The organism is Prochlorococcus marinus str. NATL2A (genome assembly GCF_000012465.1).
GTDB lineage: Bacteria > Cyanobacteriota > Cyanobacteriia > PCC-6307 > Cyanobiaceae > Prochlorococcus_B > Prochlorococcus_B marinus_B.
The window spans coordinates 1,238,612-1,252,491 of record NC_007335.2 but is presented as its reverse complement, the minus strand read 5'-3'; the positions used below and the strand labels follow the sequence as shown (position 1 = coordinate 1,252,491).

Genomic DNA, 13,880 nt, shown 5'->3' with positions numbered 1-13,880 from the left:
GTAAGGTTTCTATGATTGTGAATCTTGCATGACTCTTCCCAGTAGTCACCCTTTACTGCTGAATTCTAACTTCGTTCTACTCTTCTAACTTACGTCTAACCCTGATTTTTGCTCGTAATCAACTGGTATAACTGGACGCTAAGGAGTTTTTATTCAACGTATAGAAAGTTAGTCATACCAAAGGTTTTCAGAGGTTAGACTAACCTTTGGTCTAACCGTTTAGTCTAACTTTTTGAGACGAAAAACTCGGTTTTTGAGACAAGCTGGGCTTAAGAGTCAAGTGTTGGGTGGCAGGTTTATTCGATAACACTTTCCTTACACTTCTCATACAGGTTAGAAATTGTCATTTTGTTACCTGCCAGACTTTCATAATTATTATTTTCCACTGATTAACGATCCTTAATCAGTTAGATAGATCGTATAAATTATCTAGTAAGTTAGAAGTTTCTTTATACATGACAAGGTTCAAATAAAGAATGACCAACGAAAATATCTCTTCTCCAAAAGCAAAAGACCCAATGCTTCCAGTATTTATTGCTGAAGTAAAAAGTGGAGGAGAATTAATTGCACCCCCAAAAGGAACACTTGGCTATCAACAACTTTTAGAGCAAACAGGTGGTGCAGCAGCTAATGAAGGATTTGATTATGAAGCTCATATGGCTGCAACCGGACAAGTTTTATTTGCAGATGATGATCCACGATCAGCTGAATATGCCGATGCTCCTGGATATGCAGGTAACAGAGCTAATCAAGATGACCTGTTATACATGCCCAACATAGAGGAATCTTCATCCACTCCAGATCCAACTTCCACTCCAGATCCAACTCCCACTCCAGATCCAACTCCCACTCCAGATCCAACTCCCACTTCAGATTCAACTTCTACTCCTGATTCAATTGAGGGAATCAGAATAAAAGATCCAATGCTTCCAGTATTTATTGCTGAAGTAAAAAGTGGAGGAGAATTAATTGCACCCCCAAAAGGAACACTTGGCTATCAACAACTTTTAGAGCAAACAGATGGTGCAGCAGCTAATGACGGATTTGATTATGAAGCTCATATGGCTGCAACCGGACAAGTTCTATTTGCGGATGATGATCCACGATCAGCAAAATATGCCGATACTGCTGGATATGCAGGCAACAGAGCTAATCAAGATGATCTTTTATATAGACCAAATGCAATCCCAGAATCAGATCTAAAAGATCCAATGCTTCCAGTATTTATTGCTGAAGTAAAAAGTGGAGGAGAATTAATTGCACCCTTAAAAGGAACACTTGGCTATCAACAACTTTTAGAGCAAACAGATGGTGCAGCAGCTAATGACGGATTTGATTATGAAGCCCATATGGCTGCAACCGGACAAGTTCTATTCGCGGATGATGATCCACGATCAGCGAAATATGCCGATACTGCTGGATATGCAGGCAACAGAACTAATCAGGATAATCTTTTATACATGCCCAATATTATCGATGGAGACTCGACGATAACTAAAGAGGAAGAAACTAAATCACTTATTTATGAAGGGACAGATGCGTTAGGCAACACAATATCGCCAGTTTATTTACTGAATGCTCCTTTAGAGATGCCTAAAGAAGGAACCAAAGAATATGAATTAATAGAAAAAGAGATTGGTTCTGCAATTCCTGAAGGGTTTAACTATAAAGGTCATATAGCCGCCACTCGTAGACCAAAAGATTATCCAGATTGGCTCGACCCAGTAGTCGATATTGATGATCGTTGGGTAGATCCAACTAAACTGAATACATCTAAAACTTTTGAAAAAGAATTAGAAGAATATGAGTTCTTCAGAAGAAGTGATGGATCCATTGAAATCAAAACAGAAGAAGGTTTTGATGAAATCACTGGTATCCCAAAACTTCAATTTGCCGATAAAGCAGTGAGTGCCATTGCTGAAATAGAAGCAACCTTTGATCAAGTCAAAGCAAAAGATGATGTCACAGGAAAGATGTTTCGCGTCTATAACGCTGCCTTTAATCGGTTCCCTGATTCTGATGGACTTGAGTACTGGATTGAAAAAAATGGATCAGGAGAAAATACTGAAAGGCAAGTAGCAGAATCATTTTTAGCCTCCTCTGAATTCAAAGAAAAATATGGAGAAAATGTCTCAAATGAACAATATGTAAAAACGCTTTATCAAAATATTCTTGATCGAGAACCAGATGCAGAGGGATATGACTACTGGGTTGGACAACTTAATAATGGCGTAGAGGATAGAAGTGAACTTCTATTAGGGTTTGCAGAATCAGCAGAGAATAAAACTCTCTTTACTGATATGACTGGCTTAGGCTGAAGAAAGAAACCTCTAATACTTTCAAATAAAACTTGGTTCAAAAGAGGTCAGAGTAGAGTTGACTGATTCTCGCCTGTCGCAGAAATGGTCTAACCTTTTTGTCTAACCTTATGAGACGAAATGGTTAGTTTTGAGACGGTTTGGTCTTAAGAGTCCAATTACGACTAGGTCAACTTTGTCTCATGTTTTGCTTAAAACAATTTTTTGAGTAGAAAAAACGCTTAATGATATGCAAACACAAAATTTCAATAACTAATCTAGAATAAGTTTTTATTTCTAAATGCCAAAGGTAGTCAATAAAGTAGTAACTGTAAATCTCAAAACAAGCAATCATATTTATAGCAATAAAGGTTCTGCAAAAGGCTATTTTATTAATGGAATAGAGTCACCAAGTTTAAGCTTACTCTCTGGTGTTACTTATAGATTTGATCAATCCGATATTAGTAATCTTGGTCATCAAATATTATTTTATAAGGATTCAGAAAAATTAAGCACCTTCAATAGCAATGTAATTAATAGTGGTATCGCCGGCTCTGAAGGAGCTTATACGGAGATAACTCTTCCTGCTGAAACTTCAATTAAGTTGTTTTATCAATGCAAGAATCATTCCTTTATGGGAAATTCTTTGCAGAAAATTAATAGCTCTTATGCAAGTGGAGATGTTGTTTCTACAAATGAAACATTTGGAGTTTGGGAAAAATACCTTGATGTTTATGGATTAAGACTATTTGCACATGGAGCTCTTAGTGGACTACCCGCTGTAGACGATGAGTTCATCAAAAAAACCGCTGAAACAGTTAAATTGATGTTTAATCCAAATGGAGAGTTTATCGATAAAGAAGCACAAGAAAAAGCTCTTCAATATATGAAATCTAAAAGTACAATCCAAAGAATTGGAATTAATACACATAGTGCCTATCAGAATCCAAGTTTAAATGACGGACCTAAAGGCTATGATGAAATAAATGATTTATATAATTCTAATGATTACACTTGGAAATTAAATCACACACCTATTCAAAGGTATCAAATAACACAACAACTAGAGCACTTACTTCATACTTTCACTGACTTTGCCTTGCCAGGTGCCTTCCCTGAACAATTTAATACTTTTCAAGGGAAAGGATTGCTTTGGGATGCTGCTAATGAAGCTATAAATAATGGTGTCTATGACGATAAAGACTACAAACATATGATTGGAAAAAATCATCCTCAATATAAAGATGTATATAAATCGGTCGTAATGCGAGAATACCTCTATTGTCTTACATATGCTATGTGGGGCTATACAACAAAATATACAGAAGATTATAGTTTAGATCCTGAGTGGTCAGATCAATATCTAACAGAAGAAAGTATTAAACAGGCCAATCCTTTAGGTCATCAACTATATAATGATTACATAAGAAAAGTAATATCTAAGCCGGAAAGTGTAAGATTAGAAGAGATCTATAAGGATGACGATTCTGGGATGTCAGGTTATGTCTCAAATGTAAGCAGCCCTAGTACTGATAATACCAAAATAATTAATAAGGATACAGGAGTACTTTTCAAGGGTGAAAGTATTAATTATGATTTTATTAATAAAGGTAATAATAACTATCAAATAAAAGCTAAAGATAGTTTTGATGAGATTACAGGTCGAAAAGTTCAAACAGAATTTTTTCCAAGTAGTGATACTTTTAACTCGACTGGACTTTCATCATTCTCGCTTCAATTCGTTGATAAGACATTAGATTTTATTGACGATGTAAAAGGTGTTTTTGATCAAATAACAGGCTTAAATACTGACTCAGGAAGGATGTTTCGTTTATATAATGCAGCCTTTAGACGTTTTCCTGATGCAAGTGGCCTTTCCTACTGGATTGAGCAATTTAGTTCAGGTGCAAATGATATAAGAACTGTTGCCTCTTCATTTCTCGTAAGTGAGGAGTTTAAATTGCGATATGGAGAAAACGTCACTGACAATCAATACGTCAAGACCTTATACATAAATGTCCTTAATAGAGAACTTGACCAGGGTGGTTATGACTATTGGGTAGGGAACTTGAGAAATGGAGCCGAAACCAGATACGAAGTCCTACTAGGTTTTGCAGAATCAGCGGAAAATAAAGCTCTCTTCACTGAAATGACTGGCTTCGGCTGAAGAAAGAAACCTCTAATACTTTTAAATAAAAATTGGTCTCACCAGTTCAGAGAAGAGTCAACTGATTCTCACCTGTCAAATGGATGGTCTAACTTTTTGTTGTACTGGTCTAACCCTAAATTATCGTTCAAATACGTTGTTATGACTTGATATATAGGAGTTTTATTCAACGTATAGCAGACTAGTAATACTAATCATTCTCGGCGATCCGACTATACGCTTGTCTGACGTTGTTTTAACTTTTTGGTGTTTTGCTGTAACTCAATATTTTCGTTCTAACCTGTTGCTATAAATTTATGAATAGGTGCTTTATTTAATACAAAAAAAGCTGCAAAAAATTGCAGCTCATATAAAGAATTTTGATTTATTTGAATTATTCCAAAATAAAAGGGCTTTAATTGTTAACCAAATAAAGCTGAAGCTATCCCAGCAACGGCTATTACTATTCCACCCCATTTAATTACAGGCTGATCCTTGTCATAGGTATTTGAGATAAGAATCGCAGCGAGAAGGATCTCTACAAGGTTCTCATTGATCATGGGTCGAAGCCAAGAATGTATTTGATGTTACTTTTTCTAGCTGAGCTTTGTTTAATAGGCAACAAATATTAAGAACTTATCAACTTAATGATTTGATCTAAGGCTAAAGAAACTAGCGAATATATTTCTCATGTTCACTTTTAGATCTTGGTCGTATATCAAGATTTCTCACAACCGTCTAACTTTTAGCGATTTGGTCTAACCCTAAAATTTAGCTGTAATTAGTTGTTATGACTTGTCTGGATGGAGTTTTTATTCAACGTATGGCAGTTAAGTTATACCAATGATTCTCAGTATTCTCAATAGGCTTCTATTCTAACTTTGTTTTAGCTTTTAAGCACGTTTTGTTGGCGAAGTCCTTAATTGATAAATCATAGAAAATGATTTGATCCTGACTGGAAGGAATTGATTTTTATTGAGAAAATATAGATATACTAGAAGAAATATAAAAAGAAGATGAAGAGTGAAGACAAGTCTCAGTTGAATATCAAGATTGATCCGCAACTCCTGCTTAAAGTGAAGGCTAAGGCAATAAAGAGTGGGAAAACGCTAACAGCTTTTGTTTCTGAGCTGTTAGAACGAAGTTCTATTCAAGCAACCAGTGATATTGATATCCTTGAACAGAGACTCTTAAGAATAGAAAAACTGCTGAATTTAAAAGATAATTTCCATTCTGATAAAGAAGAAAACTCGACGCAAAGTAATACTATTTTTTCTGATAGTGGAGCAAAAAAATATGGTGAGGTGGCTAAAGAACTGTTTGATTTATATCGGATAAAAAAGAAACTATCTATGGAAGATGCTTTAGCAGAATTATCTACTTGCCTTGGTAATTATGATAGTCAACCTGAACTAGTCTTTGAACTCCTCTTGGGAAATCATGTATTAACAGGTTTAGAAATGACAGATGCCTATAGGAATGGGTCTTGTGGCATGAGAAGTGCTCTATCTGATTGGACTAACAGCTCTTTAGAGCCATTAAATGAAGCTTTTCTAAACGCAGTGGAGGTTAAAAATCTTGTATGACTACAAATGGATAGGATTGCTGTAAGTTTAGTGTCCAGCTTAAGTTGTTCTAACTTTTAATGAATTTATAGGGTGTTTTTGTCTTTTAAGTGACCTAAAAGTTGTGTTCTTTAACCGAACCCAGTCATTTCAGTAAACAGTCCTTTGTTTTCCGCTGACTCAGAGAAACCTAAAAGAACCTCATAGCGAGTTTCTGCTCCGCTATTAAGTTGACCTAACCAATAATTCAATCCACCAGTATCAGCATCTCTACCAAGAACGTTTTTGTAGAGAGTATTCACATAGGTTGAATCCGAGACGTTTTCTCCATAACGTTGTTTAAATTCAGCAGAGGCTAAAAAAGATGATGCCACTGCTCTTTCGTCGTCTTTACCAGAGCTGAAATTACCAATCCAATAACGCAGTCCATCAGGGTCAGGTAGACGTTTAAATGAGGCGTTATATAGACGGAACATTTTCCCTGAGTCTGTATTTAAGCCTGTGACTTGATCGAAAGTTGCTTTGATGTCGTTAATAAGATTTAAATTTTGATCATTAAATTTTAAAAGGTCTATTCCGGTGAGAGGGTCTATCGTTTCCGAAGATTCATCTTTGATTCCATAATTATCATTTCCTAGATTGTAAAACTTATAGTCATAACTCTTATCTGAAAAAGATTGAACCTTTGATTTATCCCATATAACTTCTAGTGATTTAATATCGGCATTTCTGAACCAAATATTTTCATAGCTCGTTTTGTCTACATAGCTACCATTCCACCCCATTAGTGTGAATTCATAAGGAAATAATGGTTCAGTCCTGAGATAGGAAAAGTTTTCTGGATAATACGGATCAAGTACATCATCATCAATCAAATCAAATGGGTGCTCTAATCCAAGTAAGTGTCCTAGTTCATGAACGAAAGTTGCTTTTTGCATCTTTCTGCTGAAATCAGTGTGATCAAGGACATCTAAATTAGTTTCAGTTGTATACAGTCCAGATTGATAACTTACAGACAGTACATTTCCACTCTTCCCTCTTTCAGGGTCTGCTGAGAGAAAGTTATTATCGGCTAAAGGAGATATCACAATTGTATAGTCAGCTTCATCTTTTTTACTAACTAGCTTTAAGTCGATATCAATAAATTCATTTATTTTTTCAAGAGAATCAATTACGTATGACTTTTGCCAATTTTCAGGTTTTAATGAATAGTATTTCTTTCTTTCAGATTCTCCAAGATTAATATCTATCAATTCATCTCCACCATTTGATAAATAAACTTTTATCTGCCTATTGCTTCCAGCATATTCTTTTCTAATAGCAATTTCATCTCGTCCATCTGCGTATCCCATAATCAGATATTTAGGATCTATTGGCTTAAATGAAGTTGATTTTTGAGGATTAGTTAAATAATTCTTTGATTGATTTTCGTTTGAGACTGTGTTGTTCACCAACAGCTTAGAATGTTTTGCAAGTCCGATAACTGTTGCAATATCTGTTTCAAATCCTCCTGATTGTGAGCAAATGAAGCACATTCTAAGGTTGCTTTAATCATTAATATAAGAGAATTTCGACTCAACTGACTTTAATTTTCTGATTATATTTTTTCCTTTCTAATCCCAATAGTAGACATATGTAGTTAATCAGAAAACCGAGCTAAATAATTATTCTTTTTTTTGTTCAACTGTTCTTTTATAAATTTTGTTCTCTCTCTTGCTTAGCTATCAAAGGTATTTCGCTGTCATCTAGATCTAATTCGAAGACTCCTCCTGCACCAAAATGATTGGTGTCAGGTTGTTATGGAGTAGGAAAGAGAAATGTCGTTGGTAGAGCAAGAAGCAAGAAGGTTTTCATTGGTTATTCAAAACCAGTCATTTCAGTAAAGAGTGATTTATTTTCAGCTGATTCAGCAAACCCTAAAAGAAGTTCACTCCTATCTTCTACTCCATTATTTAGTTGTCCAACCCAATAGTTATATCCCTCTGTATCTGATTCTCGGTCAAGAATATTTTGATAGAGAGTTTTTACATATTGTTCATTTGAGATGTTTTCTCCATATTTTCCTTTGAATTCATTAGATGCTAAGAATGACTCTGCTACTTGTCTTTCAGTGTTTTCTCCTGATCCATTTTTTTCAATCCAGTACTCAAGTCCATCAGAATCAGGAAATCGATTGAAGGCAGCGTTATACAGACGGAACATTTGACCTGTATGGTCTTCTTTGGCTGTGACTTGATTAAAGGTTGCTTCTATTTCAGCAATGGCACTAACAGCTTTATCAGCAAATTGAAGCTTGGGAATACCAGTTATGTCATCAAAACCTTCTTCTGTTTTGATCTCGAAGGATCCATCACTTCTTCTGAAGAATTGGTATTCCTCAAATTCTTTTTCAAAAGTTTTAGATGTATTGAGTTTAAGTGGATCAACCCAACGATCATCAATATCTTCTACAGGATCGAGCCAATCTGGATAATCTTTTGGCCTGCGAGTTTTAGCAATATGTTCTTTATAATCAAAGTCTTCTGGGATAACTCCAGAATCAGGGTCAACTCCTATCTCCCACAATAAAAGCTTATACTCATCTGTTCCTTCTATGGGGATGTCTTTGGGAGGGGTTTCTATATAGATTGCCTTTATTATACCGCCGTTAGGATCGATATATTTACCCCTTTCTTTTTCGGCTTTGACATGAAAAGCATCAGCTACTCGGCTATTAGCTGCGGCTTGATAATTTTCGTTCTCTGCATACTTTTCAGCTCGTGGATCGTAATCTGCGAAAACTATTTGCCCTGTTGAAGCCAAGTAATCTGTGTAATCAAAATCCTCTTCAAGTTCTTCAATTCCTAATTCCGCAAGAATCTCAATATATTGAGTTGAATTTTTTGGAGGTGCTTCACGTTCCTCAGTCGGACTAATCCATACAGGCACATATTTTAAGTCCTTATCTTTTTCAATTCGTAGTTGTTCTGCTTCTCTCTCCTTCTCTCTTTCAGCATTTCCTTTAAAAGCCTCAGCTACTCGGCTATTAGCTGCGGCTTGATAGTTTTCATTATCAGCATATTTTTGAGCTCGTGGATCATCCTCTGAAAAGACTATTTGCCCTGTAGAAGCCAAATAATCTGTGTAATCAAAATCCTCTGCAAGTTCTTCATCGGCATCTTTTCCTAATGCCTCAAGAACCTCTTGATATTGAACTGACCCTTTTGGAGGTGTTTCACGATCCCCTAAACCTTGCCATACAGGCACATATTTTAAGTCCTTATCTTTTTCAATTCGTAGTTGTTCTGCTTCTCTCTCCTTCTCTCTTTCAGCATTTCCTTTAAAAGCCTCAGCTACTCGGCTATTAGCTGCGGCTTGATAGTTTTCATTATCAGCATATTTTTGAGCTCGTGGATCATCCTCTGAAAAGACTATTTGCCCTGTAGAAGCCAAATAATCTGTGTAATCAAAATCCTCTGAAAGTTCTTCATCGGGGTTTTTTCCTAATTCCTCAAGAATCTCTTGATATTCATTACTACCTTTTGTAGGTATTATACGAGTAACATCACCTTCGCCTTGCCATACAGGCACATATTTTAAGTCCTTATCTTTTTCAATTCGAATTTGTTCTGCTTCTCTCTCCTTCTCCCTTTCAGCATTGCCTTTAAAAGCCTCAGCTACTTGGCTATTAGCTGCGGCTTGATAGTTTTCGTTATCGGCATATTTTTGAGCTCGTGGATCATCCTCTGAAAAGACTATTTGCCCTGTAGAAGCCAAATAATCTGTGTAATCAAAATCCTCTGCAAGTTCTTCATCGGCATCTTTTCCTAATGCCTCAAGAACCTCTTGATATTGAACTGACCCTTTTGGAGGTGTTTCACGATCCCCTAAACCTTGCCATACAGGCACATATTTTAAGTCATCATCGTTTTTTGCTTGATCGAGTTCGACCGGCTTAGGTTTATGGAGTTCATGAGTCATTAGACCTTTTTTTATTACCTATCTTTGTATTAATTTATTTTATACTAGATAGTCTAGATTTTATATATCTACCACTGTTGTTCTTAATTTATGCCTGTGACTTCACTAAAGAGAGTTTTATTTTCTGTTGACTCAGCAAAACCTAGGAGAGCTTCATATCGAGTTTCGATGCCATTATTAAGATTGCCTACCCAGTAGTTGTAACCAGCTATATCTGAGTTTCGACCTAAAACATTTGTATAAAGAGTTTCGACGTACTTCTCATTGGTCACATTACTGCCATAACGCTCAGCGAATTCAGCAGAAGCTAAAAAGGATTGAGCTACCACCCGATTGCTATTTTCTCCAGAAGCGTTTTTATCGATCCAATATTTGAGACCATCGGCATCAGGGAAACGAGCAAAGGCAGCGTTGTATAGGCGAAACATACGTCCAGTGACATCATCTTTCCCTGTAACTTGATTGAATGTACCAATAACATCTTTATTGATATCGACCGACTTATCTGAAAACTTAACTGTGGAAAGACCAGTTAAAGAGTCTATTGTTGAAGAAGAATCTAACTTGATTCCATATTGATCATTTCCTTGATTGATAAAAGTGTATTCATTAAAAGCCCCGTTATAAGTTTTTAAATTGCTAATTATTGAGTAATTACCATCAGGAATATTAGTTGGTAATGAATATTTAGAGTCTGTTAATAAATTATATAATTTAGAATCAGTTTCCTTTACTTTCTCTGCTGTATTTAACTTCCATTCTGATTTTATTTCTTCATATCTACCAGGAAAATTTTGGGCTCCTAATATTGAAGTAAGCCCCCAATAAAAATATTCTGTTGCTTGAGTAGAATAATCTGCCGTATCATCGTAAAACGTGTACCAAGCTGATGAGGGGTAGGAGGTTGGAATCGTTAGAAATTTGCCTCCTCTTGCAGTATCCATTGCTTCAGTTAATAATGAGGAATTATTTATAGAGAAAGAACCTTGAAACTGATTTGTTGCAAATGCTTCTGAATAAGCCATACCATATCCATAGTCTGTAATCAGATGAAGTACTTCTTCTAAAGTTGCATCAAATTTATTGATTTCTGATGAATTTTGAATTGTTTCTACTCCGTTTAGATCTTGAACTTGATAACCTAAATTTTCAAGACTGGCAAAATCTAACGAGTCTGTTTCATTTTGATCTTTAGTCATACCTAAAACAGCCTTACTTGCGATCATTTTTTCTAGGACTAATGAATCGTCTACTATGCCATCTTTGTTATTATCTAAATATTCAGCGTATATTTTTCCAGCATGAATAATATCTTCATCAGAAGTACCACTTGTTGCAAAAACCTTTAGTCCAAAAATATCAAGTTCTTTAGAAAAAATATTAGATAAAGATGAATCAGATATATTTTTTATAGTAAAGGTAGGCGCTGAGGAACTCATAAAAAGGTATCTAGATTATTAATTATATAATAACAATAATTTTTGATTATTGTCTTTAGATCCTTTCAGGTTTATATATTGAAGAGTTTGAGACTAAGTTGATTTTGTTAATCAAAGACTTCTTAAGATTGAGCTGACTCGTCTATCTCTCGAATCAACTATATGTTTTTTATCTAGGATTTATGTTCGATTACTTACTCAATATCAACCTGACTTGATTTGTATAGTTAATCTCATTTTTTCTTTGTTATAGATTTAATCATGACCTATGGATCAGATTTGATTTGGATAACTATAAAAAGCAAATCGTTTTAGAGCTTTGGTACTTTTCAAAATTATTTATGGTGATATTAATTTATCAATATTTTTAATCTTCTAGCTCTAGTTTTATTCCTACAATGAATAAATTCTTATTGAATTATTTAATGTCCTCTTATCCTTAGAGTAGTGTATGATAAAAAAATAAATCAAAATAAGAGTATGGTAGGATTTAGTGAAATGAAAGATAAGTCTAAAAATAAGCGTAATAGCAAAAAAAATAATTTGTTAAGAAACAAGCTTATTGCCCAAGCATTCGAAAACCATTCTAAAGGGGATCTTAAAACTGCCGAAAAATATTATAAAAAATTTATAAGTAAAGGATTCAATGATCCAAAAGTCTATTCAAATTATGCAATATTATGCAAAGAATCACTGAGAGAAAATGAAGCTTTAGATCTTCTTATTAAATCAACAGATCGATATCCTGATAACCCAGAATCTCATGCAATTATATCCGATATTTTAAGATCCCAAGGTAAGTTAGAGGAGGCACAGTTTTCCATAGAGAAGGCAATTAATATAAAACCAGATGTCGCAGATTATCATTTTAACTTAGGATTAATATTTATTGGTCTTCGAATATTATCGAAAGCAATAATGTCACTTCAGAAAGCGATTCTTATTAATCCTAATTTAATAGAGGCATACCTTAACCTTTGCTCTGTCCATATGGATCTATCTAATTTCTCAGAAGCAGAATCATCCATAAAAAAAGCAATCAAACTAGACCCAAACTCTTCTATCGCACATTTTAATCTATCTAGAATTTATATGGAATTGGGTAAAGATTCTGAAGCTGAATCTTCCGTTAAAAAGGCTATTTCCATACAACCTTCTTTTCCACAGGCCTACAATAGCTTGGGTATAATTTTGAAAAATCTTGACAAACCTTTGGAAGCTGAAGCTTCAACAAGAAAGGCTATAGAGCTAAAAGATGATTATGTGGAGGCGTATTATAATTTAGGCAACATATTAAGATTTATTGGAAAGAAAGAAGAAGCGATTGAATGTACTAAGAAAATAATGAAAATAAGGCCATGGTCAATAATTGGATCATTTTCTCTTAATCAAAAGTTTGAAATCAAATCAAGTTCATGAAGTACTGCATTGAAAAACATTGAGGAGGCTATATCTTTTTTTGATTTTAAATTATCTAAGAACTTTTCTCTAATTAATTTATTAAAGTTTTTTATTTTATATAAATAATCAATAGTAACATTTTTTTCTCCTATTTGACTTAGTAATTCTTTAAAATAAGCCTCTGGCAAAGATGGTGAATTACTATCTGCGATTGGAAGACCGTCTATAAGTATTGACTCACCAGATCTTTTTATTTTGATTATATCATCTCTTAATTCATTACCCTTACACATGATTGTGATTCCTTGGTTTTCTATCTGCAGATTAAAAGGTAATGAAAACACCATTGTTTCTTTACTAAAAAAACCATAATCAAAAAAGCAACTTAGGCTTCCTTTACTTGCATATGTATATGTTAATTCTGAATTATTTGGTGGATAGTTTGGGCTGCTAATACCTTTGGCAGATTTATAGAATTGAAATGAGATTACATCATGATTAACTAATTCTAAAAGTGGAACAATTTGTAATTTGTTTTTGAAGTTAAATTCTCTTGCATAAAGAAATTGGCTCAATATTACATCTTTCCATGATCCTTTATGCCTTTGATCAATATCAACTAATCTATTATCTTTAAGTAAAGACTTTAATTCCGACGAAAATAGACTTAGAGAATTCTCAAAAGCTTCTGTATTTTCCCTGCCTCCTCCACCCCAGGAAAAATTATCTTGATAATAATTAAAAAATTCCCTTGTTTCATTATTGTATTCTTTCTTTTCTTCTTTAATTCTCACGTTCCCATTGTCTAAGAAAATATCATCCTTTTTAATTATTAAATTTGAAGGAGTAAAGATTTTTGACTTAAGTCCCTCCTTGATTGGGAAAATACCTCTGCCTTTACTCCCGTCTCTTTGGCAAATATTGTCTGCGACCCCTCCTAGATTTCTGAATTTTGATATTAATACGTCCCATTCTCCGTTTAACATATGCTTTATCTTTACTTTTATTTTTTATATTATTGGATATTGGATAAAAACTACCAGAATTACAGAAAGAAATTCTTTTTAAAATA

9 protein-coding genes are annotated in these 13,880 nt (G+C 34.4%); 4 read left to right on the top strand and 5 right to left on the bottom strand.

Annotated elements, in window-relative coordinates; translation table 11 throughout:
• Window positions 1-476: 476 nt before the first annotated feature.
• On the top strand, window positions 477-2,318 hold the full coding sequence (locus PMN2A_RS09990) for a DUF4214 domain-containing protein (protein WP_011294832.1): 1,842 nt from the start codon (window positions 477-479) through the stop codon (window positions 2,316-2,318).
• Between the two features lie 280 nt (window positions 2,319-2,598).
• Window positions 2,599-4,464 carry a DUF4214 domain-containing protein gene (locus tag PMN2A_RS06885; RefSeq protein ID WP_011294831.1) on the top strand — a complete coding sequence of 622 codons (1,866 nt, stop codon included), beginning with the start codon at window positions 2,599-2,601 and terminating at the stop codon, window positions 4,462-4,464.
• 401 nt (window positions 4,465-4,865) lie between these two features.
• Here PMN2A_RS06885 and PMN2A_RS10810 read toward each other — a convergent pair whose 3' ends face one another.
• Complete coding sequence (locus PMN2A_RS10810) at window positions 4,866-5,003, bottom strand: hypothetical protein (protein WP_011295005.1); 138 nt, start codon at window positions 5,001-5,003, stop codon at window positions 4,866-4,868.
• 456 nt (window positions 5,004-5,459) lie between these two features.
• Here PMN2A_RS10810 and PMN2A_RS06880 point away from each other — a divergent pair, with 456 nt between their 5' ends.
• Window positions 5,460-6,029, top strand: coding sequence for a hypothetical protein (locus PMN2A_RS06880; RefSeq protein ID WP_011294830.1), 570 nt, complete (start codon window positions 5,460-5,462; stop codon window positions 6,027-6,029).
• A gap of 110 nt (window positions 6,030-6,139) precedes the next feature.
• On the opposite strand, the gene PMN2A_RS09985 is transcribed toward PMN2A_RS06880, so the two are convergent.
• The 3 genes from PMN2A_RS09985 to PMN2A_RS06865 all read right to left on the bottom strand — a co-directional run bounded on the left by PMN2A_RS09985 (window position 6,140) and on the right by PMN2A_RS06865 (window position 11,407).
• A complete protein-coding gene (locus PMN2A_RS09985; protein WP_011294829.1) occupies window positions 6,140-7,543 on the bottom strand; it encodes a DUF4214 domain-containing protein in 1,404 nt (467 codons plus the stop codon).
• A 322-nt stretch (window positions 7,544-7,865) separates the two neighbouring features.
• Complete coding sequence (locus PMN2A_RS09980) at window positions 7,866-9,968, bottom strand: DUF4214 domain-containing protein (RefSeq protein WP_011294828.1); 2,103 nt, start codon at window positions 9,966-9,968, stop codon at window positions 7,866-7,868.
• Window positions 9,969-10,051: 83 nt separating this feature from the next.
• Complete coding sequence (locus PMN2A_RS06865; RefSeq protein WP_011294827.1) at window positions 10,052-11,407, bottom strand: DUF4214 domain-containing protein; 1,356 nt, start codon at window positions 11,405-11,407, stop codon at window positions 10,052-10,054.
• Between the two features lie 480 nt (window positions 11,408-11,887).
• Between PMN2A_RS06865 and PMN2A_RS06860 the strand changes: the two genes are divergently transcribed.
• Entirely contained in the window at window positions 11,888-12,826 is a 939-nt protein-coding gene (locus PMN2A_RS06860; protein WP_144043283.1) for a tetratricopeptide repeat protein, read from the top strand.
• Here PMN2A_RS06860 and PMN2A_RS06855 read toward each other — a convergent pair.
• Entirely contained in the window at window positions 12,796-13,794 is a 999-nt protein-coding gene (locus PMN2A_RS06855) for a hypothetical protein (RefSeq protein WP_011294825.1), read from the bottom strand. The two genes, PMN2A_RS06860 and PMN2A_RS06855, sit on opposite strands and share 31 nt — an antisense overlap.
• Between the last annotated feature and the right edge of the window lie 86 nt (window positions 13,795-13,880).

What these genes read in the sequence shown, in the direction of transcription:
- PMN2A_RS06865 (WP_011294827.1), bottom strand. Translation starts at nt 11,407, where the DNA reads ATGAGTTCCTCAGCGCCTACCTTTACTATAAAAAATATATCTGATTCA.
- PMN2A_RS09985 (WP_011294829.1), bottom strand. Translation starts at nt 7,543, where the DNA reads ATGTGCTTCATTTGCTCACAATCAGGAGGATTTGAAACAGATATTGCA.
- PMN2A_RS09990 (WP_011294832.1), top strand. Translation starts at nt 477, where the DNA reads ATGACCAACGAAAATATCTCTTCTCCAAAAGCAAAAGACCCAATGCTT.
- PMN2A_RS06860 (WP_144043283.1), top strand. Translation starts at nt 11,888, where the DNA reads ATGGTAGGATTTAGTGAAATGAAAGATAAGTCTAAAAATAAGCGTAAT.
- PMN2A_RS06880 (WP_011294830.1), top strand. Translation starts at nt 5,460, where the DNA reads ATGAAGAGTGAAGACAAGTCTCAGTTGAATATCAAGATTGATCCGCAA.
- PMN2A_RS10810 (WP_011295005.1), bottom strand. Translation starts at nt 5,003, where the DNA reads ATGATCAATGAGAACCTTGTAGAGATCCTTCTCGCTGCGATTCTTATC.
- PMN2A_RS06855 (WP_011294825.1), bottom strand. Translation starts at nt 13,794, where the DNA reads ATGTTAAACGGAGAATGGGACGTATTAATATCAAAATTCAGAAATCTA.
- PMN2A_RS06885 (WP_011294831.1), top strand. Translation starts at nt 2,599, where the DNA reads ATGCCAAAGGTAGTCAATAAAGTAGTAACTGTAAATCTCAAAACAAGC.
- PMN2A_RS09980 (WP_011294828.1), bottom strand. Translation starts at nt 9,968, where the DNA reads ATGACTCATGAACTCCATAAACCTAAGCCGGTCGAACTCGATCAAGCA.